Source organism: Chryseobacterium viscerum (genome assembly GCF_025949665.1).
In the GTDB taxonomy this organism is placed as follows: Bacteria; Bacteroidota; Bacteroidia; order Flavobacteriales; family Weeksellaceae; genus Chryseobacterium; species Chryseobacterium viscerum_A.
In genome coordinates, this window is sequence record NZ_JAPDFT010000005.1 from 95139 (window position 1) to 116237 (window position 21099).

Below are 21099 nucleotides of genomic sequence, written 5' to 3' on the forward strand. Positions count from 1 at the left end.
ATCTTTATCGCAGTTGGTTCTTTTGGAACTGAACTTCTTAGGTGCGAAATTCTTTTTAAGTACTTTAAATAAAGAGTAGCAGGCGAATGCTACAACTAATGCAATAAGTACGTATTGAATGATTAATGATGATTCCATTACTTTAAAATCTGATATACTATCATCGACACAAAATATGCCAAACCTGTCATCATGACTACCTGAAAGCCGGTCCATTTCCAGCTTTTGGTTTCTCTGTAGACTACTGCAAGTGTAGAAACACACTGCATTGCAAATGCATAGAAAAGAAGAACCGAGATTCCGGTTGCAAAACTGAAGACTTTTTCTCCGTTCGGTTTTACATCTCTTCTCATTTTATCAATTACTTTTACTTCCGGAGCATCATCTTCCAGGCTGTAAAGTGTAGACATTGTTCCTACGAAAACTTCTCTTGCTACGAAACTTGTAAGAATTCCTACCCCCATTTTCCAATCGTACCCTAACGGAGCGATAACTGGTTCTATTCCTTTACCCATTTTGGCAAGGTAAGAATGATCAAGGTGAACATCTGTTGCTACAAATTCATCTGTTTTCTGGCTTGGGCCGAAATAGCTTAAGAACCAGATAATGACACTTACAATGAAAATTATTTTTCCGGCTCCTGTAATAAAGTCCCATACTTTTCCTAAAACCATTTTAAAGTCGTAGCCGAAAAGTGGTTTTTTATAGGCCGGAAGGTCCATTACCAGATATGTTTTTCCTTTACTTTTAATAAATCTTTTAAGGATTGCTGCAGAGAATAAAGCGACTAAGAAGCCCAGGAGATACATTCCCATCAAAACCAGGGCTTTATATTTGATTCCTAAAAATGTTCCTTCTGAGATGATCAATCCGATAATGATACTGTAAACCGGGAGTCTCGCAGAACAGGTCATAAATGGTGTTACCAATATGGTCAGCAATCTTTCTTTTACATTTTCAATGTTTCTTGTGGAAATTACCGCAGGAATAGCACAGGCAGTTCCCGATACCAGCGGAACAATACTTTTCCCATTTAGCCCGAACGGACGAAGTAATCTGTCCATCAGAAATACAACTCTGGCCATATATCCTGAATCTTCCAGCAGATAAAGGAAATACAACAGAATTCCGATCTGTGGTGCAAAAACGACAATTCCTCCGATTCCGGGAACGATTCCGTTTGAAATCAGTGAATTAATTGGTCCTTCAGGAAGGTGTTCACTTGTAAACGCTGCCAGCCAGGAGAAGGACTCTTCGATCCAGCTCATAGGAAATTCTGCAAGGAAGAAAACACTTTGGAAAATAACCAGTAAGATCGCTAAAAAGACTACATAGCCCCAGAATTTATGTACTAAAACTTTATCCAGTTTTTCAGTTAATAATTCTTTGAATTGAACTTTTTTAGAAATGACATCTTCCAGTATTCGGTCTACATTTTGATATCGTCTTACAGTTTCCTGAACCTGTAATCTTTTCGGTACTAAGCTTTTAGAATCGGATTCGTTTAGCTGTTCCATTACTGAGCTTATTCTGCTAAGGTCTGTTCCCAATGAAAGGCTCATCCAGGCTTTATATTCATTATCGAAACCTTTATGTGCTGCAAGTTTCTGAATAAAATCTCTATGTTCGTTCGGTGTTTCAAAAGAAACATGATCTGTTTTTACAAATTCATTATTGTAAACAGCTTCTCTTACTTCCTCAATCCCGATCTGCTCCTTGGCATTGGTCTGGATAATTTTAATCCCCAATGCTTCGGAAAATTTTTGAATATCGATGGTGATTCCTCTTCTTTCTGCCTGATCAATCTGATTGACAATCAGAATCATTGGAATTCCAAGATCCTGAATCTGCTGAAACAGAAGCAGTCCTCTTTTTAAACTTAATGCTTCAAGAATATAAACAACTCCTGCGTAGCTTTTCTGCTCATCGATAAGGTATTTGGAAAAAATAGCTTCATCTTCTGAACTCGGGTATACACTGTAAGAACCTGGAAGGTCTATCACCTCCACTTCTTCATTTTTATAAGTATAGTTCCCCGAATGACTTGCAACGGTAACGCCGGCATAGTTCCCGGTCTTCTGCTTTTTGTTGCAAAGCGTATTGAAAACCGTTGACTTTCCTACATTAGGATTTCCGACTAAAAGTATCTGTTTTTTCTTGTTTTCCTGCATTAATTCAATTCTTCAACAATGATGTAATCTCCTTCTTCCTCGCGAAGAGCAATCCGGCTTTTTTCTGCTCCAAACTCCACATACATTGGCCCGCTGAACGGAGCCTGATACAAAATTCTGAAAGTGGTTTCCGGAAGAAGTCCCATTTCAATAATTTTATTGGGCATTTTCAGATGGTCGTTATCATACCCCAATATCTTCCCCATTTTGTTTTTAGGGAATCCACTTAATTTATGTAATCCTTTCTCTTTCAAAGCCTAATTTTTAGTCCTGCAAATATACGCTATTTAAATTTAATCTAAATAACGTTTGGGGATAAAAGAAAAGAGGTTGTTTGAATAGTCAAGCCTTCACTTAAGAATTGAAAATTTGAATATTTTTTTATGGAGAGATACTAATAATGTTTAATAAATAATAATGTTTAATAAAAAAGAAGGTGCCAAAAAGTTTGGACACCTTCTTTTTAAAGTTATTCTTTTTATCATTATGGATTTACAACTTCTGATATTGCTTGAAGACAGGCTAACAAAGCTCCCATATTTGTTGGAACAGGAGCATTAAAAGCAACTGCACAAATACTAATGTCTTGTTTATTAGTAAGTGAAATTTTTTTTACTACTTTTTCTTCTTGCTGAATCGTTTTTTTTGCAACTAAAACTTTTTGTTCTTGTTTAGAAAAAATTGTTTTTACTTTTGGCTCTTCCGTTTTTGCAAATAACATTGCAGATGTTGTTAATAACAACATGAAAATAATTTTTCTCATTATAATAATATTTTTATTTGTTGTAAAACAAACATATAATGAAAAATAACAAAATCAAATTTTTGTTATTTAAATTTAAAAAACAAATACTTATTCTAAAATATCATTTCAAATTAGAGTTTATTTTCAGTACTTTCTAGTTATTAAAAGAACGTTTTTAACAAAAAGAAATCAACCCAAACACATTGCTGTATCTGGGTTGATTCAAAATATAATTTAGTTGATATGAATGCTTATTTTTTCTTCTTGTCTGAAGCTTGCTTTTTTTCTATTGGATTGTCATTGGCATTGAAAAAATCTTTAGCCATTTTTTCTTGTTTTTTTGCCATTTCTCCAATTGTTATATCAGATCCTGGCATTTTCATATTCATCATTTCAGGAGTAATCTTTTGACGAAATTCTGCCATAGGATCTTGTTTAAAGCTAGCATAAGCCTTTTCAAACTTATCTTTTGTTGTAGGTGTTACGGTTTGAGGAACTCCATATTTTGCATTGATCTTATCTGAATTGGACATTTCTTCATAGTTTTCAATCTTTTTATTTCCACTTAGTTTCCAAGAATAGTTTTTCTCTGAATCTTCAATTTTAACAATTAAACCAGGAAGCCCATAAAATTTGTATGGCCCATCTTGAAAAGGAATATCTGTACTAAACCAGGCTGTCCATTTTCTTCCTCCAAATTCTGTAGTTGCTTTTTGTGTATTATATTCTCCTACTTTTTCTTTTTCTGATAAAATATTCCAATTGAATTTAATATCATCATCATAACCAAATAAATTCATACTCACCCTATCAACATACTTTTCTTTCATTTCCGGATAAGTTTTAAAAATCTTATATGAGAATTTCGGCATTTTAATAAGTTTCGTGATATCTTTCCAACTTTTTGTTTTTTCCATTTCGTCAACAGCAACTTTAATAATGGAATCCTGAGCTGGTATTGTATAATCCTGATAGATTGATTTCTTTGGAGTAATATCAAGGATGGTAATGATCTTATCCAGCTTCGCCGAATCTTTCTTTGGCTTAAAAGTCAGTTCATAAAAGAAACGGTTAGCAGTTTCCTTTGATTCCTGAGCTCCTGCAAATGCAAAAAGAGCGATAAGAAATATGGAGAATAACTTTTTCATTATTTCAAGTTTTATATAATTAGTAATCACATCTCTTCTTTTGTTACAGTTTCTTTGAAATTTTATTTTCAGAAAAAGATTTATTGCTCCGGATTACCTTGTGATTAAAAAATTATGATTCTCTTAAAACAGTTTCATTTTTAAAACGCTTACCTTTAAGTTTCTAAAAAACAAAATATTATGGATACCTTATCTCAATTAAAATCCGAACTGGAAGGAGAATTCCAAACCACAAAAAAGTTTATTGAATTGTTTCCCGAAGGAAAAAATGACTTCGCACCTCATGAAAAAAGTATGAAACTGATGCCACTTGCCACTCATCTTGTAGAAGTTTTTGAATGGCCGAATACTATTTTAAATACTTCCGAACTGGATTTTGGCAAAGGAGACTACAAACCAACCATCCTTTCTACAAAAGAAGATCTTATGAAAAAGCTTGAAGAAGATTATCAAGCTGGTAAAAAGGCTCTTGAAAACAGTACAGAAGACGACCTGAACCCAAGCTGGACCATTAAAAATGATGGTCATGAACTGGCAAGCTGGAGCAAATACGGAGCCATCCGACATGCTTTAAACCAGATTACGCACCACAGAGCCCAACTGGGAGTATATTACAGACTGAACAACATTCCTTTGCCTGGAAGCTATGGGCCTTCGGCAGACCAGCAAAGTTTTTAATTTTAATACATCAATATATCTCAACAAAAAAACCAATCCGGATGGATTGGTTTTTATTTTATTTAAAGTTGAATTTTACGCTTAGCATAACTTGGCTAGGGCGGAGCTGCATTGTAGTTTGTGTAATTGTTGTATTGTCAATATCAATTCTTTCAAACACTTTTTTGTTTGCAATATTCATCCACTTCAACTCAAAATCAATTTTTTTCTTAGCCCATGAAAATTGATAGGAAAGATCAAAGAAACCGTTGTTATATTTCACATCTGCAGATTTTGAATTGATCTGATCCCAATAAAACCCTATGGTATGGTTTTCTAACGGATAGAAAAACACATTAAGGTTATGACTATATCCTTCAGATTTTCCTTTGTTTCCTGTAAGATAAATATTAGATGTTTTATTCCAGGTTTTAGAGGCGTTAAAGTCTACACTCATCCATGAGAAATAGGTATTGTTAAATTTAACTCCTAAAGTATTTCCGTTTGTTTTGTTATCAATATCATCTGTGTTTCTAATGGATTGAGATTTAGAAATAGTATTATTATAACTTAATGACGCATTGGTTTTAAATTTAGGGAAATATTTTCCTATTTCCGCGTAATAGGTATTACTGGTTCTTTTATTTTCTCTTTCCAAGTATTCTGTAACTCTAAAGCCTGATTCGTTAACGATACTTGAAGCAATAAGGTTATTTTTGGCATCACTTATTCTATATCCTACATTGAAGAAAAGATTATTTAACGGATTTCTGTATTCCAATCTTCCACCAGCATTTTTTGTGTTGGTTTCGGGGATCGGATTTTTAGGATTCATCACATTAAACCCTCCCGGACTTGTAAGAATATATCCCGCATAAGCTGTCTGAATGTCTCCAAAATTATTACTTATACCTCCATTTACACTAGCTTTAAAGAATGAGGCAAATGAATATTGAGCAAAGACATTAGGGGTAAATGTTACTTTACTCAAAGATTTTGAAACATTTCTAAATGCATCTTCAGCTTTGATATTATTAAAGTTAACAGGGAAACTTGAAAATAAGCTCCATGATTCGGATTTATAATTAATTCCCACTGAGGCAGATGGATTGATTCTTGTGAATTTCAAATCATTTTCATAAGCCAAACTTGCAAAATTTGGAGAATTGTTAACTGTACTTCCATCAAAGTTTGTCGTCAGTTTATCTGTAGAAAGATCAAATCCTACTTGTGGGGTAAATGTCCACCCCTTTGCAGAGAAACTAATATTTGCAGAATGTGATGTATCTAAAGATTTAATTCTGAAATACTGCAAAGCTGTACTTCCTGGTGTGAATTTAATAGTAGTTAAGTCTGTACTATTTGGTTCTTTATAAGGAAACTGCAGATAATCAGCAGGAGAAATTTCTAATATCTGCTTATCATTCTGATAACTAATATAAGACTTGAAATTCACCATCTTTTCTTTCCATGGAATGATTGTGCTTAAAGAGTTCTGAAAAGATGTTGTAGGTGACTCCAAAGCTTCATTTCCTATTCTGTAACCTTGCTTATCATTTCTTTCAGCAAAGGCTCTATCTCCATTCCAGAATTGAGAAAACGTGGTTGTATTTTTAAAGAATCCTTTTTTAGCGTTCTTTGTGAATATTAATTCTCCTTTCAGCTTATCTGTATAGAAATTGTTCAGGAATCTTGTAGTATATTGTGTCCCTTGTTGGATATCTCTGGTAACACTATTTGACTCTCTTTCCACTGCATTATTAGTATAGTTTGCATTGGCTTTAAGTTCCCATTCTTTCTTATTATCAATATTGGTAAGGTAATTTGCTGACAGATAATGAACACTATTCATCAGATATCTTTTTACCGGAAGGTCGGGTACTGTTGCATTTTCTACATTCAGCCAGTTATTTTGCGAAATATTACTTCTTCTTCCTTCCCAAGAGCTGCCAAATGCAAGAATATTCCCCTCATTTTCCACCTGCTCACCCATATTATTGGTTTTATAATTGACTACCCATTGGCTTTTCTGTCCGAAAAACATGGGAGTCAGTTTTACATTCCAAAGCCATGGATCTCCAAAGCCTGTTCCTACTTCTCCTCTACCGGTCATAGTAACGGAATTTTTCAGTTTGATATTGATTGCTGCCTGGTCTGAAGGCACTTTATCCTGAAGAATTTTTACCGGCTGATGATTTTCAAGAACTTCTACTTTTTGTACTGCATCTTTCGGAAGTGAATTGTTGATGGTACCATAACCGCCTTCCATAAGGTCTTTTCCGTTTACATAGAATTTATTAATGGCATTTCCCTGATAAAGGATTGTTCCGTCGTTATTGACTTCAATTCCTGGGATCTTTTTCATTACATCTGCCAGAGTTCTGTCATTTTTACTGTTGAAAGCTTTAAGATCGTAAGAAATAGTGTCACCTCTTGCGGTAATCATTTTTGTTTTCAACTGTACTTCCTTAATTTCTGTAGCTTCAGACTGCATTTTGAAACTCAGGGTTTGATCAGAGTTACTGATTTGCTTTGTAAGGGGTTTTTGATTGAATGCTTTCACTTTAAGATCCACATTGGGTTCCGCAGAAGTAAAAGTTACTTTATATTCTCCTTTAGAATTAGTAATTCCATATGCCAGAATAGCGTCTTTTCCTGGTTCTTCTATGGTAACACTGGCGCTTGGTATGGCCACCCCGTCATCATCAGTAATCTTTCCTGAAACGGTCTTCTGCGCAAAAGTAAGCACAGTAAAGAAAAGCATCAGAAATAAAGAAATATTTTTTTTCATACCTATTATTTGCTCAATTAGTTAATCATTGTAGTTTTTTGTTACACTTCTTATAAAGATGGCTTTTATAAGTAAAAGTTAAATCTTTTATCACTACAAACATAGTTATAATTTTGTTTTTTACGGCTTGTAAAAAACAAATTGTTATTTCTTTTAAATTATTAACTATAATTAACAAAACAATTTTTGATTTTTTTGTGTTTTAACAAAAACATTATAGATAAATTATATCAAAACCCTGTTTTTATTTTCCTCATATTGTCTACTATAAAATTTATAATTTTATGATTTATTAAAAAAAATAATCCATAAAATAATTATTTCATATTAATCAATGATAAAAATTTTCATTCAATCTTTGACTGATTTTAGATCATTGATGTAGCATAAAGTTATTTTTATTCTTTTTTTACAACAAAAACAGAAATTTAATCAATTAACAAAAAAAATAATATTTTTAACTATTCCAAATAGTAAAATCTGATTTGAATCATAGATTAAAAAAAAATTAAAGACGAGGATCGTTAACATTTATTTAATAATTTTGTCATATAAATTTACTAAAATGGGAATTATTTTAAAGCCTATAGATATTGTAGATGACATTTCCAAAGAGGAATTCTACGAAAAATATCTGAAGCCAAGAAGGCCCGTTGTCATCAAAAATATGGCAAAAAAGTGGCCTGCTTACCAAAAATGGACGATGGAATACATGAAGGAGGTTGTAGGAGATGTAGAGGTTCCTTTATATGACAGCTCAAAAGCAGATCCTTCTGCTCCCATCAATTCTTCTGCTGCAAAAATGAAATTTGGGGATTATATAGATCTCATTCAGCGGGAACCAACCGATCTCAGAATATTCCTTTTTGATCCTATAAAATACGCCCCAAATCTTTTGGAAGATTATATTTCTCCCAAAGAACTGATGGGAGGGTTTCTTGATAAATATCCTAATATGTTCTTCGGTGGAAAAGGATCTGAAACATTCCTTCATTTTGATATTGATATGGCGCATATTTTCCATACTCACTTCAACGGAAGAAAACATATTCTTCTTTTCGATTATAAATGGAGAGAAAGACTTTATCAGATACCCTATGCAACCTATGCACTGGAAGACTATGATATTGAAAACCCAGACCTTACAAAATTTCCGGCACTGGATGGCGTAGAAGGAATTGAATGTTTCCTGGAACATGGAGACACGTTATTCATGCCTACAGGATGGTGGCACTGGATGAAATATCTGGATGGAAGTTTCTCTATTTCTTTAAGAGCATGGGACAAATCATGGGCAGTAAAAGCACATTCCCTATGGAATCTTACCGTACAGCGTAAATTTGACGATGTTATGAAGTCTCAGTTTAAAAGCAAATACATGGACTGGAAAGAAAAGCTTGCTATTGAAAGGGCAGAAATCGCTTTAAAAAGGGGATTACCGAGATAAAAAAAAGACGTTTCAAATGAAACGTCTTTTTAATTCTATTATAAAATGCTATTTCTTAATCATTTTATAGCCTTTTTCTGTCTCTTTATCTTTAACCTTCACTATATAGTTTCCTGCTGCCAGTTCACTTACATTTACAGTTCCACTTTCTGAGTTCATCATTTCTTTTTTCACCAGTTTTCCATTAAAATCATAAATATTGACTTCAGATATATTAGTTTTATTTTTAATATGTACAATATCTTTTGCCGGATTTGGATAGATGGATGCACGGCTGTTATCTGCTTTTGCATCAGAAACCGACAGACTGTTTGCTGAAATCTGGAAATCATCTATCCCGATAAACCAGACATCTTCTGTGGTAGAATAGAAAGCAATATAAATTGTCTGTCCTAAGTAAGGAGTCAGGTCATAAGTATATTGATTCCATGAAGTAGGGGGTTTTAAAGCGGCGACAAGCGTGTTGGTAAGGCCTGCGATGGTGGGAGTTGTTGTTGAGACTTTTACATCCACTGTCTCAGCAAGCCCGGCTCCTCTGTTTCTTGCCCAGAAAGTAAGCTTATCTGATACTCCTGCAGTGACCACTATAGCAGGGCTGATAACATAATCATCATGGGCAGTACTGCCATATTCCAATCCCAGAAAATGGGTTCCTGAATGAGGTGCATTGAATGAAGAATCATAGGAATCCCAGGTTTCCCAGGTTCCGGGATCTCCTCCATTAATTACCGTCCAATCGGCAGGCATTGTTGCCGAATCAAAACTTTGAGAATATTGTGCTAACAGACCTATTGGTATAAAGCACAGCAACGTTACGAATTGATAAATTTGTTTCATAGTGTTTATTTTTGATACTAATTTAATAAAAAACAAAGACATTGATTAACAAATCGTTACAAAAAAAACAAAAATAATCAGACTTTTTATGAAAGAACTCTACAACACCCTATAAACAGGATATTGTCTGAAAGTCTTTTCTTCAAAATAAGGGGAATGTCTGTAAATCCAATCCAATTGTGATTCTCCGTCTTCAGATAATTTTTTATCGGATGCTTTCACTGCTTCAAAGGCTTCTTTCAATTTTTTATCTTTTTTCAGCAGTTCAGCAGCCGTATCTTCAAAAATATAGGCGGAATAGTATTCTTTCTGGGCTAAAATTCCATCGAAGAAATTCCAGTTAAAAAACGAGTCTAATGCCTCAGGCTCAAGTGTTTCTATGACATATTTTACACCAGGCTGATTGGTAGAAACCAAATAGTCTCCAGCAGAAAAAGTTATATTCTTACGAGAGGCGTCTACAGTAGTTTCAAAATGCAGATAATGACCTTCATAGGGATTTTTAACGGTTTTGAAGTCTTTGATTTTATAAGATTCAACCGCTAAAGTACTGTCTTTCTGAATCGGTCTCATCTGAATATTATTTCTTCTGAATTCTTCAATTACGCGGTATTGTGACCGGGGAATCACATAATATTTGGGAATAGTAATATACCCTGTTGGGACAGCGGTAGTAAAGAGCTTGATATTTTTTGTAAAAGGTTTGTTTCTGTCATAATACAGCCTTGGCTTTCCGGAAACTTCACTGGGTTTGTATTTTCCTTCATAGCCTTTAAAATTCATAGTAGAGAACTTCGTGGAGTCTATTTTCCAACGGATACCATATTGTTTTCCAGCCTGATATTGTTTTAAATTTTCAAAACGAAGTTGTTTTATGGTGTGATAATCTTTGTCTAAATTCTGAAGGTTGACCAGCATATATTTGTAAGTAGCATCTACTCTTTTATCATAAGGTTTCAGCATATGGGTTTCAGGAACGGTTCCTAAAGAATTGAAGAGGGAAGCATATCCTGTGGAATATCTCGGAGAATCTTCAAATGAAGCAAATCCTACTTCGGGAACATCTCCATGAATGTTCACATAAGGTGTACTTTCATAGCCGAGTTTCTTCATATCCTCAAGGTTTTTAGTTTGATAATCATTATAGAAATAAGTTCCCAAAGTATTTCCAAGACGTTCTTTAAAGGTAGAAATATAAGTAAATGTATATTGATAATCAGCGCCGTTGCTGACATGATTATCAATAAAAACTTCTGGTTGCAACCATTGGTAAATCTCCTGAAAACTTCTGGCGTTTTTGGAATCTGCCTTAATAAAGTCTCTGTTCAGGTCATAATTTCTTGCATTTCCTCTGAAACCATATTGTTCCGGACCATTCTGATTGGCTCTGGAATAGGAGCCTCTGTTCAGCATTCCACTGACATTATAGGCGGAAATAGCGGCAATGATAAAGTTCTGTGGAGTTTTAATCTTTTGGGTGGCAAGATCTCTCATCAGCATCATGGTTGCGTCTATTCCGTCCGGTTCTCCCGGGTGAATACCGTTGTTGACGAAGAGAACGGCTTTATCTTTTCTTAATTTTTCAAGGTCTTTTTCAGCAAAAGGATTATAGACCACCACATAAATGGGTTTTCCGTTATCATCTTCTCCTTTTTTAAGGTACTGAATGGTATTAAAATTTTTAGCCAGATCCTGGTAATAGCTATTCATTTCATCATAGGTAACAGTCTGGTTGCCATTTCTTTTTTCAAAAGGGGTCTGAAATGATTTTTGAGCAAAAAACAAGGTAGAACTCAGGGTGAATAAAAGATATTTCAGTTTCATGGAAGTCATATTTTCAGACTTTAAAAGTAGTTATCTTTTGTGAGAAATGGTGATATATTGGCCGGCAAAAATTGTGAAAAGGTGAAAGTAAAATTATTTTAAAATAGAAACCTCACGGGTTTTGAAAACCCGTGAGGTTTGATTAATAATAGGACCAGAAGCCAGTTTATCTGTTTAATTCACTTAATTTCTTCCTTTTTCATCCGGATAGAGAGAGGGAAGCGGATCACTTTGCCAGAATTCTTTGGTATCAATATCCATGATGGATAAAGATCCGGTATAAGCAGCTCCGGTGTCCATATTCCAGATATTGGCTTTGTTGGCTGGTATTTTAATCCCAATATCAAGAGTAGGAGTATGCCCAATAAATATTTCTTTATACAGAAGCAATCTCTTAGGATATAATTCTGAATTCTTTTCCAGTTTTTTATCCATTGCTACAGCCGTTTCCCAAAGAGTTCTGTCCCATCTGTAATTACTGGAATAGACTTCCTTTTCCGGGCCGTGCATGGAGGCATATCCAGCATGAATAAACAGGCGGTTCTGATCATCAACATGATAATTTTTCATTCTTTGGAAGAATTCCAGATGAATATCCAGATCTTCCGGGAGATAATCTGCATAGCTTTCTATGGTACTTTTTCCTCCATTGAAGAGCCATACGTCAGGTTTTTGCCCCAATGCCAGCCAGTCTTCACACCAGGCATCATGATTTCCTTTGATGAAAATGCATTTCTGTTTTTTGGAAAGTTCGATTAAGAACTGTATAATTTGGGAGGACCCGCTCCATCCGTCTACATAATCTCCCAGGAAAATCAGTTGATCACTTTGTGTAACTTCAGCTCTTTCAAGAACCTGCTGTAAAGCTTTAGATCCTCCATGAATGTCTCCTATGACTAATGTTCTGCTCATTTTACTTTGAAATATATTTTGCATCTACAAAATCAGTCAGCCAGACTCCGTTTGCAGACTGATAGAAAGATAATCCATCCTGATGCATTGTTCCGGTTCTGATGGTAAGAATCACAGGTTTGCCGTGTCTCATCCCGACCTTTGCAGCAGTCTCTTTATCAGCACTTAAGTGTACATGCTGGCGTGTTCTTTTTTCAATTCCTTTGTCTAAAATTGAAGAAATATTGGCTTCTGCAGTTCCGTGATAAAGGAATTCAGGAGGCTGTTTAACTTCCAGAGCCAGATCTATATCAATGGAATGTCCCTGGCTGGCTCTGATCATGGTTTTATCTTCGTTAAAGGCAAAACGTTTTTTATTATTGGTTTCTACTACCTCATCCAGTTCTTCAGGAGTAAAATATATTCTTTTCTTTGCTGATTTTGCTCTCAACTCTTCTATATCTGCCCAACCGTTTTCATCCAACGAAAGTCCAATGCTTTCTGGTTGATGTCGTAAGATCAGGCTTAAAAATTTACTTATTTTTTTCTTTTCTATTTCATTCATGATGTGTGTTTTAATTCATTAATTTATGGTGTAATTTCTCACACAATGCTTCAATATCATCTTTCCTCACCAGCTCAGCAATCCATTCTTCAGGAATATTTTCATATCCATAATAAATTCCTGCAATTCCTCCGGTAATGGCTCCTGTTGTATCTGTATCTTCTCCGAGGTTGACAGCTTTCAAAACTGCTTCAGAATAGCTTTCTGAGTTTAGAAAACACCAAAGGGAAGCTTCGAGACTGTGAAGAACATAACCTCCAGAACTTATTTCCTCCTCCTGCAACGTATGCAAAGGAGCTAAATCATATTCCCCAACTTTTAGCCCTAAAATCCGATGAAATTTATTCATTTCATTTTGTGAACAAATAGGATTACAATCCAAAAATTCACAAACTGTTTTCTGCATTGCCCTATATGCTTCCCATTTATCTTTTCCTTTTAGAATTTCCAAAGCAAATTCTAAATAAATAAAACAGGCTAAAATAGAACGGATATGTCTGTGTGTAATAGAGGAAACGTCTTTTATAATATCAAAGCGTTTCTCAATAGGAAAATCCTTGATATAAAATAATATCGGCATGATCCGCATTAAAGATCCGTTTCCATTATCGAACTCCGAATTTCCTCCGCATAAAGTAGGAGAAACACCTTTTCCAACTTTATAAATTGCTTGTGATGTTGCAATACCTATGTCAAAAACCTTTCCATGAGGAGTCCATATTTCCGCATTGTACCATTGTAAAAATTTCAATGCCATATCTGCAAGGTCATATCCTTTACACAAACTATCTGCAAGACACAATGTCAAAGAACCATCATCACTCCATGTTCCTGCAGGCTGGTGATGGGTTCCTAAAGCACGCATTTTAGTGACTGGTGAACGCTTAAGCTGTTCTCTACTTCTAAATTCTACAGGAACACCAAGAGCGTCTCCGATACAGACGCCCATGATTCCTGCTTTTACTTTGTTTTCCATCAAGCAAGGTTTACCAGTTTATCAAACAATAGCTTCATTCCCTGGGTTGCGGTTTCTTTCATCACTACAGCTCTTTGTCCGTATCCAAATCCTGTTTCATTAGGATTGATAACAATTAAAAGACAGTCATCTTTAATATCATGAATCAGGCCTGCTGCCGGATATACCTGCAAAGAAGTTCCAATTACCAGTAAAACATCTGATTCTCTGACAATTTCCCGCGCATTCTGATATAGAGGAACGTCTTCTCCAAACCAAACGATAAAAGGTCTTAACTGTGCCCCGTCTTCGGCTTTATCTCCGATATTGATATCCTTTTTTTGTTCATAAATCAGTTTCTTATTGCTGCATGAGCATGATTTAAATAATTCTCCATGAATATGAAGGATATTGGTAGATCCTGCTCTTTCATGAAGATCATCAATATTCTGGGTAATAATCTGAACTTCAAAATGTTTTTCCAGCTCTGCCAATAAGTGATGAGCTTCGTTGGGCTGTACTTCATGCAGCTGGCGTCTTCTCTGGTTGTAAAATTCCAGGACCAAAGCTCTGTCTTTTCTCCATCCTTCCGGACTTGCCACATCCGTTACATTATGATTTTCCCAAAGACCGTCTCCGTCTCTGAAGGTTTTTATTCCGCTTTCGGCACTGATTCCTGCACCGCTTAATATGGTTAGCTTTTTCATTGGTTTAATCTAATAGTTTTTTGTAAATCATTTCATTTTCATCATCAAAGCAAACAAAAATAATTTTCTCAATAATATCTGAATGAAATTTTCTGACCTCGTCTACCGCAATTTTTCCTGCCAGTTCTTTTGGAAATCTGTATACACCTGTACTGATATTGGGAAAAGCAATGGTTTTTACACCAAGATTTTCAGCCAATTTCAATGAATTATGGTAACAATCTGCCAGAAACTTAGATTCTTTTTCTTCATTTCCATTCCAAACCGGGCCTACCGTATGGATAACATATCTGGCCGGAAGATTTCCCGCACCAGTTATTACAGCTTCACCAGTATTGCATTTGCCCTGTCTGTTTCTAATTGCTCTGCATTCTTCTAATATCTCCGGACCTCCAGCTCTATGAATGGCTCCATCTACCCCGCCTCCACCAAGTAAAGACGAATTGGCTGCATTGACAATTGCATCAGCATTGATCTTTGTGATATCTCCTTTTATTAATTCAATTTTCATTTTAAATTGAGTTTTTTAATGTTGGAAATCAGTTTTTCCAACTCACTATTCGCAGCTTTCTCAAAATCATCTCCTATAAATACTTTGGTTACTTTGATGTTTCCTACAATTGCTTTATTAAAACCATCCAACTCTTCTGATGGCACCCATAGTTCGTTGTGGTTTCTTGCTCCTACATTCTGTGCAGGATATTGATCTGCCACTTCATCCAATACATCAAATTGGGTTACAAAACCAAGATAGTTTCCGGCTTCATCTCTGGTATTCCATTTTTCTGCAATCTCTGAAGCATAGTTTTCATCAAGAACGGGATAAAAAATAGGCTGCCATTCTAATCTAGGAGGAAATTTTCTAAATCCACTTTCTATAATTAAGATCATTTCTTTTTCTCCTACGGGTCTGTATAATGTTGTAGTTTTCATGGTTATTATTTTTTCAATCATTAATCATTCTTCTATTAAATATAAAATTAATACTTGTATCTGCAGGATTTAAAAAATCTGTTTAAAATCTTTTGAATACGGAGAATATGATCCATAGACTGCATCAAATTCTATATCCAGATTTTCTGGTTTAAATTTCTCATCTAGCTGATCTAAACAGGTAACAACAAGGTTCTTTTTAACCGGAAATACATAAGCTCCATCCAGTTTTAAGGCATAATTCAAAAGGTTATAATCTATTTCTCCTGTTCTTAAATCCTTCTGATATTCATTAAATGTACAGGTTTCTTCTTCATTATTTTTCAGTTTCATTTCTTTTTCACTGCTCATCCAGCCGTTTCCATGGCGGGTACCATAACTTCTGGTCACATAATACATTTCAATGTCTTCAATTTTTAAAAGTCTGCAGATTTCGTATGCATTCTTTGAGGTGGTATGAGCATAAGTCACATTGGGAAAAATACCATGATCCATATCGAGTAAAATACCCTGGCTTCCTTCAAAAATCAGGTGATCGAAGTAAGCCAGGTAGTTATAATCATTTATTTTCCAATCAATGCTGTCAATAGCTTCTAAAAAAGGGTGCAGAAGTTCACTGATTTCACTTTCATCTACAAAACCATAGTAATAGGCAATTCCTTTCAGCTTTTCCATCAGCATTTCTCTGGGTGCTATGAAATCTATGGCGAATAGTTTGTAAGGACTTTCGTGTCTTTTCATGGTAGCCCCTACTCCTTTTCCGCAGGTTCCGTGTTCCAGATTTCTAGCATTGATTCTGTTCTGCCATACATCAAAAGGAGTGGTAATCTTTGCCAGTGGATGAATATGAAGTGCAATATTTCCGTTCTTTGTTTTTAATTCTTCTCTTTCATTGAGCAGAAAAACAGGATGAATGGTACAGTGCTCCGTGAAGTAAGAGGGTAATCCGCGAAGAGACCCGCTGGCAAAACTTGAGTGTACATGCTTTTTATCATCAATCATCACCGTATGGGCAGCCTGCTGCCCCCCTGAAAAGCGGATTACAACCGCCTCCGGATTCTTTGAAGCCAAAAAATCTGTTGTAATCCCTTTTCCTTCATCACCAAAACCAAGTCCTATTACTATCTGTGCCTTTTTCATGTCCTTTTTTTTTGAAAGCCTTTGCCATCTTCATTTATGTTTTTAATTTCCTTGATGGCAATTGCTCTGTTTTAAAGCATTTGAAATTGATCTAATCCTTCTGTTTCTGTTGTTCCAAAGGTTTGATTTTTAAATTTATTGCAGATGATTTCTTTAATAACATTCGGAATTTCTCTGTGATCTTCTATGGAGATACAATTTTTTCCCAATAGTTCTTTCCACCCTCTGTCTGCTCTCAGCGCCTGATCTGAATGTAAAACACTGATATGGTATACTTCGTACTTCTTCTTTACTTCTTCCAGCAATTCAAGATGAGTATAAGTTTGCTGTCCTTTTCCCATAATTTCTCTGATGGCGGAAGCAGGAAGTGTTTTTAAACAGGGTTCATCACCAACGGTAAACAGTAATCCTTTTTGCTTTCTTTTTTCAAAGGCATCTGTTCTGGTATGAAAAGCAGCGAAATACCAGGCTAAAAGATAGCTTTCTCCGGCATTTCCACCTCCACCTGATTCAATATAAGTACGGGTGAGCCACATATCCAATTCTGCGTCCCCTGATTCAAACTGGCCAACCTGTAGCGGGTAACCATCGCATTCATGATCTCCGATTCCAAGAAACAACAAGGCCGGATCAGGAACACCTCCCTGAATAATTCCTCCCATTAGTTTTGGTAATCCATCTCTGATCAGTTCGTGAGGAATATGTCCCATGCTTCCGGTAACATCCAATCCCAAAATAATCGGAACTGAGTTGGGGTGAACTTCTGAGTCTCTGGATTCTCTGAAGGAAATTCCGTGAGGATTCATTGATTCATGAGCCATTCTTTTGGCATTCTGGGTAAAAATTTCACCCGCGGATTTTGTTCCGTAACCTGCTTTTCTTGCTCTGTCATAACGAGCGTCTAAATCGTATCTTGTACTTCCCATGACTATACTATTTTTCCAAATAAATATTCAAATCTCTTTTGGGTAACTTCAAGCTGAATATTCAGATTTCTGATTGTTAATGATAATTCTATGTCTTTCTGAACGAATGCTTCGGGATTAAAATCCGCAAAAGTCAGACTGTTCCTGTCTAAAGGACTGATATCAATAAGCCCTTCCTGTTCGCGCTCAAGTCTTTTGATTTTTAATTCGATATCTTCAACTCTGCGTCTGTAGATCAGTTCGGAATCTGCTCCGATGATCCTTGCACGGTCTTCTCTGATCTGATCATTATTTCTTTGTAATGATTCGATAAATCTTGGTTTTAATTCATCTTCCACGATCAATTATTTTTATTTGTGTTAATATTACGCTAATCAAACAAGACATAATAACGCCTCTCTCTTTTCCAGATGATTTAAATTTTTGAATACATTACATCTGTTCTCAAAACATATTTCAATCCGCTGATCAGAGTTTTTCCTTCATGCCTTAACGGGTGGTGAAAAATAAGAGCCGTCCCTTTTTTAGGAGCTACTGTAAACAGGTTTTCAAATTCTGTTTCTCCTCCTTCAAAATCATCATTTAGATAGATCATAAAGGTGTAAAAGCTTTTCTCATTTTCATTTCTGATATAGCTTCCATCTCTGTGCATTTTAAACTGTTGTCCGGGAGCATATCGATACACTCTAAGCATTTCATTAAAGTTAAGAAGCTGATATCCATCTTGTTCCTGAGGTAGAAATTCAGATGCTTTTTTAAACAGATCTTCAGCCATTGTTTCATCAAAGATCATTAGCCTATCATTATTTCTGACTCCTTTATTCATCTGCTGGCGTCCGAATACATTAATCTTTGCTTCTTCAAAAACTTTTTCCTGCGAAAGACTGATATAATGATCACATTCTGTTTCGGTAAGAAAATCTTCAATCAGAAATATCTGTGGGTGTAGTTCTATTTTTTCCATGATTCCTATTTTGTGTTGGTGTTGTGTTTTACTTTCTTAATTCATCTCTTACTTCCATCAAAGCAAATCCTAAAAGATTTTCTCCATTCCAGAGTAAAGGATTTTCTGCTCTGCTATCTGTTTCCAGCATCCCAATTCCCCAGATCCTGTCATAAGGACTCGCTTCCACAAGAATTTTATCTGCGGTTGACAAAAGAAAGTCTTTAAATTTCTGATTTTGAGAGAATTTTAAAAGATTTCCCTGGGTTACAATTTCATACTTATGCTCGTCCCAAAGTATCGGATTAAAGTTTTTTACTTTTCGGCCTAAAGCTTTTGCCTGGTTGGGAGTTGCCGCCTTTAAGATTTCTTCTTCTGTTTCAGGATCATTAAATAATCTTGCTTTTCCGGCCATCATATAGTGTTCTGCAGTTTTATATATGATCCCGTTTTCTTCAAATTTTCCAGGATACCATTGGCTAAAACATGATTTGGTGACAATATCTTTTGCGGTATGCCCCCAGAAAAAAAGAAATTTTATTCTTTCCTTCTTTTGAAAACGTTCTGTAATATTCTGTAAGGTGTAATTCATGATTGTGTTATTTTTACACAAATTTAAAATAATATCAGTCTTTACACCAAATTTATTTGTGTTAATTTTACGCTAATAAATATAAACAATTGATTTTCAATTATAAAAATTTATTTTTTCAAACCATGAATAACTCAAATTTTAATCACAAATGACACAAATCTTTAGTATGCTTAGGCTAAAGCCAATTGAATTGGTCATAAAAAAACGGGCTAAAGCCCGTTTCTATTGAATGCATTATTTATTAATTTTTTAATACAATTCTTTATTACTCCTAATATATTTGTGAAGATTAGTGTGAATCTATTTGTGAAATTTGTGTTTAAAAAACTATTTAATTTCAAAATAAAAGCCCTGTTCTTCAAGCTCTTTATATTTCTCTTTATTGAATGTAAAAAGCTTACCAGGCCTGCCGCTGCCTTCTTTTTTAACATTATTGGTTTCATTAAGCAGTCCGTAACTCATGATTTTCTTACGGAAATTTCTCCTGTCTATTTCCTGACCTACAATTGTTTTATAAAGATTTTCAAGGTCTGAGAAGGGAAATTCTTCATTGAGAAGATTGAAGCCGATTGGTTGATATTGAATTTTTGTGCGAAGTCTTTTTAAAGCAGTCTCAATAATTGTTTTGTGGTCAAAAGCCACTGAAGGAAGTTTATTAATACTGAACCATTGTGCATCTTCTGCATCAGAATCTGCAAACAGTTCATGATAAGATGGGTTCACAAGCCCCAGATAAGCTATAGAAACCACTCTGTTCCTCGGATCCCGGCCCAGATTACCAAATGTGTAGAGTTGCTCCAGAAAATCAGGCTTTATGCCTGCTTCTTCATAAAGTTCCCGTTTTACCGCATCATCTACGCTTTCCTCATCAAGAACAAGCCCTCCCGGAAGCGCCCAGCCTCCTTTAAAAGGTTCGATATTTCTTTTAATAAGAAGGATCTGAAGATCTTTTTTATCAAAATATCCGAAAATGACGGCATCTACAGCCACTTTTATATCCTGTAATTTTTTTGGAGACTCCATAAATTAATTTGCGTTATGAATACACAAAGTTACAATTTATGCCCAAATTAAAAAATAATTTCGTTTATAATAAAAGTTTTATCTTTAAGTTATCATTCTAACCATCTTAAAACTAAATTATTATGAAAAATGTATTAACAATTCTTTTTATTGCTTTTTTATTAACAGCATGTGAGAAAGGAAAAACAACTGCAGCCAATACTGCTGACAAAGCCGATTCTGCTTCGACTTCTGAATGGAAACCCGTAGATTCCGCAACAGCCATGAAAGACTGGATGGCATACTCAACTCCGGGAGAAATGCAAAAAATGCTGGCAAAATCTGACGGAACCTGGACAGGAGAAACTACCATGTGGATGGAAAACGGAGCAAAACCTATGATGAGTAAATCTGAAGCTACCAATAAAATGATGTTTGGCGGACGTTATCAGATCACAAATCACAAAGGTGACTTTATGGGAATGCCATTTGAGGGTATGAGCATTGTAGGATATGACAACGCAAAGAAGAAGTTTGTCAGTACTTGGATAGACAATATGGGAACCGGAATCATGCATAGCGAAGGAGATTGGAATGCTTCCACAAAATCAGTTGAATTTAAAGGAAAAATGACTGATCCTTCAAGACCTGGAAAAGATTGTGACTTCAGAGAGGTTTTCACATTTGTAGATGATAATAATCAAAAGCTGGAAATGTATGGCCCTGATTCCAAAACAGGGAAAGAGTACAAAACAATGGAAATAAAGTATACCCGTAAAAAATAAACAAAAAAACCGCTTCATCAGAAGCGGTTTTTTATTG

Annotated in this window: 22 protein-coding genes; 3 read left to right on the forward strand and 19 right to left on the reverse strand. The window is 35.2% G+C overall.

The window, feature by feature from the left end:
* Positions 1–137: 137 nt before the first annotated feature.
* The 4 genes from feoB to OL225_RS20295 form a co-directional block, all read right to left on the reverse strand.
* Positions 138–2171, reverse strand: a complete 2034-nt coding sequence (feoB, locus tag OL225_RS20280) for a ferrous iron transport protein B (RefSeq protein ID WP_264519389.1) — start codon at positions 2169–2171, stop codon at positions 138–140.
* The gene (locus OL225_RS20285) at positions 2171–2425 is read right to left on the reverse strand and encodes a FeoA family protein (protein WP_047377957.1); all 255 of its coding nucleotides are present in this window, start codon (positions 2423–2425) and stop codon (positions 2171–2173) included. Before OL225_RS20285 ends, feoB begins: the two co-directional genes overlap by 1 nt.
* A 230-nt stretch (positions 2426–2655) precedes the next feature.
* Positions 2656–2934, reverse strand: a complete 279-nt coding sequence (locus OL225_RS20290; protein WP_264519390.1) for a hypothetical protein — start codon at positions 2932–2934, stop codon at positions 2656–2658.
* 233 nt (positions 2935–3167) lie between these two features.
* Positions 3168–4064 carry a GLPGLI family protein gene (locus OL225_RS20295; protein ID WP_264519391.1) on the reverse strand — a complete coding sequence of 299 codons (897 nt, stop codon included), beginning with the start codon at positions 4062–4064 and terminating at the stop codon, positions 3168–3170.
* Between the two features lie 180 nt (positions 4065–4244).
* Between OL225_RS20295 and OL225_RS20300 the strand changes: the two genes are divergently transcribed.
* The gene (locus OL225_RS20300) at positions 4245–4742 is read left to right on the forward strand and encodes a DinB family protein (protein WP_264519392.1); all 498 of its coding nucleotides are present in this window, start codon (positions 4245–4247) and stop codon (positions 4740–4742) included.
* A 58-nt stretch (positions 4743–4800) separates the two neighbouring features.
* Here the strand turns inward: OL225_RS20300 and OL225_RS20305 are convergent, their stop codons facing one another.
* Positions 4801–7512 carry a Plug and carboxypeptidase regulatory-like domain-containing protein gene (locus tag OL225_RS20305; protein WP_264519393.1) on the reverse strand — a complete coding sequence of 904 codons (2712 nt, stop codon included), beginning with the start codon at positions 7510–7512 and terminating at the stop codon, positions 4801–4803.
* A gap of 565 nt (positions 7513–8077) precedes the next feature.
* On the opposite strand from OL225_RS20305, the gene OL225_RS20310 reads away from it, so the two are divergent.
* On the forward strand, positions 8078–8959 hold the full coding sequence (locus OL225_RS20310) for a cupin-like domain-containing protein (protein WP_047377953.1): 882 nt from the start codon (positions 8078–8080) through the stop codon (positions 8957–8959).
* 48 nt (positions 8960–9007) lie between these two features.
* On the opposite strand, the gene OL225_RS20315 is transcribed toward OL225_RS20310, so the two are convergent.
* The 14 genes from OL225_RS20315 to OL225_RS20380 all read right to left on the reverse strand — a co-directional run bounded on the left by OL225_RS20315 (position 9008) and on the right by OL225_RS20380 (position 20298).
* A complete protein-coding gene (locus tag OL225_RS20315) occupies positions 9008–9796 on the reverse strand; it encodes a T9SS-dependent choice-of-anchor J family protein (RefSeq protein ID WP_264519394.1) in 789 nt (262 codons plus the stop codon).
* Positions 9797–9895: 99 nt separating this feature from the next.
* Complete coding sequence (locus OL225_RS20320; RefSeq protein ID WP_264519395.1) at positions 9896–11620, reverse strand: hypothetical protein; 1725 nt, start codon at positions 11618–11620, stop codon at positions 9896–9898.
* A 183-nt stretch (positions 11621–11803) separates the two neighbouring features.
* Positions 11804–12532, reverse strand: coding sequence for a metallophosphoesterase (locus OL225_RS20325; protein ID WP_264519396.1), 729 nt, complete (start codon positions 12530–12532; stop codon positions 11804–11806).
* 1 nt (position 12533) lies between these two features.
* Entirely contained in the window at positions 12534–13076 is a 543-nt protein-coding gene (locus OL225_RS20330) for an RNA 2'-phosphotransferase (RefSeq protein WP_264519397.1), read from the reverse strand.
* A gap of 10 nt (positions 13077–13086) precedes the next feature.
* Positions 13087–14052, reverse strand: coding sequence for an ADP-ribosylglycohydrolase family protein (locus OL225_RS20335; protein WP_264519398.1), 966 nt, complete (start codon positions 14050–14052; stop codon positions 13087–13089).
* Complete coding sequence (locus OL225_RS20340) at positions 14052–14738, reverse strand: SIR2 family NAD-dependent protein deacylase (RefSeq protein WP_264519399.1); 687 nt, start codon at positions 14736–14738, stop codon at positions 14052–14054. Before OL225_RS20340 ends, OL225_RS20335 begins: the two co-directional genes overlap by 1 nt.
* Before the next feature lie 4 nt (positions 14739–14742).
* Complete coding sequence (locus OL225_RS20345) at positions 14743–15249, reverse strand: O-acetyl-ADP-ribose deacetylase (RefSeq protein WP_264519400.1); 507 nt, start codon at positions 15247–15249, stop codon at positions 14743–14745.
* The gene (locus OL225_RS20350) at positions 15246–15671 is read right to left on the reverse strand and encodes an ADP-ribosylation/crystallin J1 (protein WP_264519401.1); all 426 of its coding nucleotides are present in this window, start codon (positions 15669–15671) and stop codon (positions 15246–15248) included. The genes OL225_RS20345 and OL225_RS20350 overlap by 4 nt, the downstream gene beginning before the upstream one ends.
* Positions 15672–15740: 69 nt before the next feature.
* Complete coding sequence (locus OL225_RS20355) at positions 15741–16811, reverse strand: adenylosuccinate synthetase (RefSeq protein WP_264519402.1); 1071 nt, start codon at positions 16809–16811, stop codon at positions 15741–15743.
* 71 nt (positions 16812–16882) lie between these two features.
* Positions 16883–17737 (reverse strand): hypothetical protein, encoded by an 855-nt coding sequence (locus OL225_RS20360; protein WP_264519403.1) that lies wholly within the window; start codon positions 17735–17737, stop codon positions 16883–16885.
* Between the two features lie 2 nt (positions 17738–17739).
* Positions 17740–18075 carry a hypothetical protein gene (locus tag OL225_RS20365; protein ID WP_264519404.1) on the reverse strand — a complete coding sequence of 112 codons (336 nt, stop codon included), beginning with the start codon at positions 18073–18075 and terminating at the stop codon, positions 17740–17742.
* Positions 18076–18152: 77 nt separating this feature from the next.
* Positions 18153–18701, reverse strand: a complete 549-nt coding sequence (locus tag OL225_RS20370) for a 2OG-Fe(II) oxygenase (RefSeq protein ID WP_264519405.1) — start codon at positions 18699–18701, stop codon at positions 18153–18155.
* A 28-nt stretch (positions 18702–18729) separates the two neighbouring features.
* Positions 18730–19272 carry an NADAR family protein gene (locus OL225_RS20375; protein ID WP_264519406.1) on the reverse strand — a complete coding sequence of 181 codons (543 nt, stop codon included), beginning with the start codon at positions 19270–19272 and terminating at the stop codon, positions 18730–18732.
* Positions 19273–19602: 330 nt separating this feature from the next.
* A complete protein-coding gene (locus OL225_RS20380; protein ID WP_047377941.1) occupies positions 19603–20298 on the reverse strand; it encodes an NUDIX hydrolase in 696 nt (231 codons plus the stop codon).
* A 122-nt stretch (positions 20299–20420) separates the two neighbouring features.
* Here OL225_RS20380 and OL225_RS20385 point away from each other — a divergent pair, with 122 nt between their 5' ends.
* A complete protein-coding gene (locus OL225_RS20385) occupies positions 20421–21062 on the forward strand; it encodes a DUF1579 domain-containing protein (protein ID WP_264519407.1) in 642 nt (213 codons plus the stop codon).
* Positions 21063–21099 lie beyond the last annotated feature (37 nt).

What these genes read in the sequence shown, in the direction of transcription:
- feoB (WP_264519389.1), bottom strand. Translation starts at nt 2,171, where the DNA reads ATGCAGGAAAACAAGAAAAAACAGATACTTTTAGTCGGAAATCCTAAT.
- OL225_RS20290 (WP_264519390.1), bottom strand. Translation starts at nt 2,934, where the DNA reads ATGAGAAAAATTATTTTCATGTTGTTATTAACAACATCTGCAATGTTA.
- OL225_RS20295 (WP_264519391.1), bottom strand. Translation starts at nt 4,064, where the DNA reads ATGAAAAAGTTATTCTCCATATTTCTTATCGCTCTTTTTGCATTTGCA.
- OL225_RS20300 (WP_264519392.1), top strand. Translation starts at nt 4,245, where the DNA reads ATGGATACCTTATCTCAATTAAAATCCGAACTGGAAGGAGAATTCCAA.
- OL225_RS20305 (WP_264519393.1), bottom strand. Translation starts at nt 7,512, where the DNA reads ATGAAAAAAAATATTTCTTTATTTCTGATGCTTTTCTTTACTGTGCTT.
- OL225_RS20310 (WP_047377953.1), top strand. Translation starts at nt 8,078, where the DNA reads ATGGGAATTATTTTAAAGCCTATAGATATTGTAGATGACATTTCCAAA.
- OL225_RS20315 (WP_264519394.1), bottom strand. Translation starts at nt 9,796, where the DNA reads ATGAAACAAATTTATCAATTCGTAACGTTGCTGTGCTTTATACCAATA.
- OL225_RS20320 (WP_264519395.1), bottom strand. Translation starts at nt 11,620, where the DNA reads ATGAAACTGAAATATCTTTTATTCACCCTGAGTTCTACCTTGTTTTTT.
- OL225_RS20325 (WP_264519396.1), bottom strand. Translation starts at nt 12,532, where the DNA reads ATGAGCAGAACATTAGTCATAGGAGACATTCATGGAGGATCTAAAGCT.
- OL225_RS20330 (WP_264519397.1), bottom strand. Translation starts at nt 13,076, where the DNA reads ATGAATGAAATAGAAAAGAAAAAAATAAGTAAATTTTTAAGCCTGATC.
- OL225_RS20335 (WP_264519398.1), bottom strand. Translation starts at nt 14,052, where the DNA reads ATGGAAAACAAAGTAAAAGCAGGAATCATGGGCGTCTGTATCGGAGAC.
- OL225_RS20340 (WP_264519399.1), bottom strand. Translation starts at nt 14,738, where the DNA reads ATGAAAAAGCTAACCATATTAAGCGGTGCAGGAATCAGTGCCGAAAGC.
- OL225_RS20345 (WP_264519400.1), bottom strand. Translation starts at nt 15,249, where the DNA reads ATGAAAATTGAATTAATAAAAGGAGATATCACAAAGATCAATGCTGAT.
- OL225_RS20350 (WP_264519401.1), bottom strand. Translation starts at nt 15,671, where the DNA reads ATGAAAACTACAACATTATACAGACCCGTAGGAGAAAAAGAAATGATC.
- OL225_RS20355 (WP_264519402.1), bottom strand. Translation starts at nt 16,811, where the DNA reads ATGAAAAAGGCACAGATAGTAATAGGACTTGGTTTTGGTGATGAAGGA.
- OL225_RS20360 (WP_264519403.1), bottom strand. Translation starts at nt 17,737, where the DNA reads ATGGGAAGTACAAGATACGATTTAGACGCTCGTTATGACAGAGCAAGA.
- OL225_RS20370 (WP_264519405.1), bottom strand. Translation starts at nt 18,701, where the DNA reads ATGGAAAAAATAGAACTACACCCACAGATATTTCTGATTGAAGATTTT.
- OL225_RS20375 (WP_264519406.1), bottom strand. Translation starts at nt 19,272, where the DNA reads ATGAATTACACCTTACAGAATATTACAGAACGTTTTCAAAAGAAGGAA.
- OL225_RS20380 (WP_047377941.1), bottom strand. Translation starts at nt 20,298, where the DNA reads ATGGAGTCTCCAAAAAAATTACAGGATATAAAAGTGGCTGTAGATGCC.
- OL225_RS20385 (WP_264519407.1), top strand. Translation starts at nt 20,421, where the DNA reads ATGAAAAATGTATTAACAATTCTTTTTATTGCTTTTTTATTAACAGCA.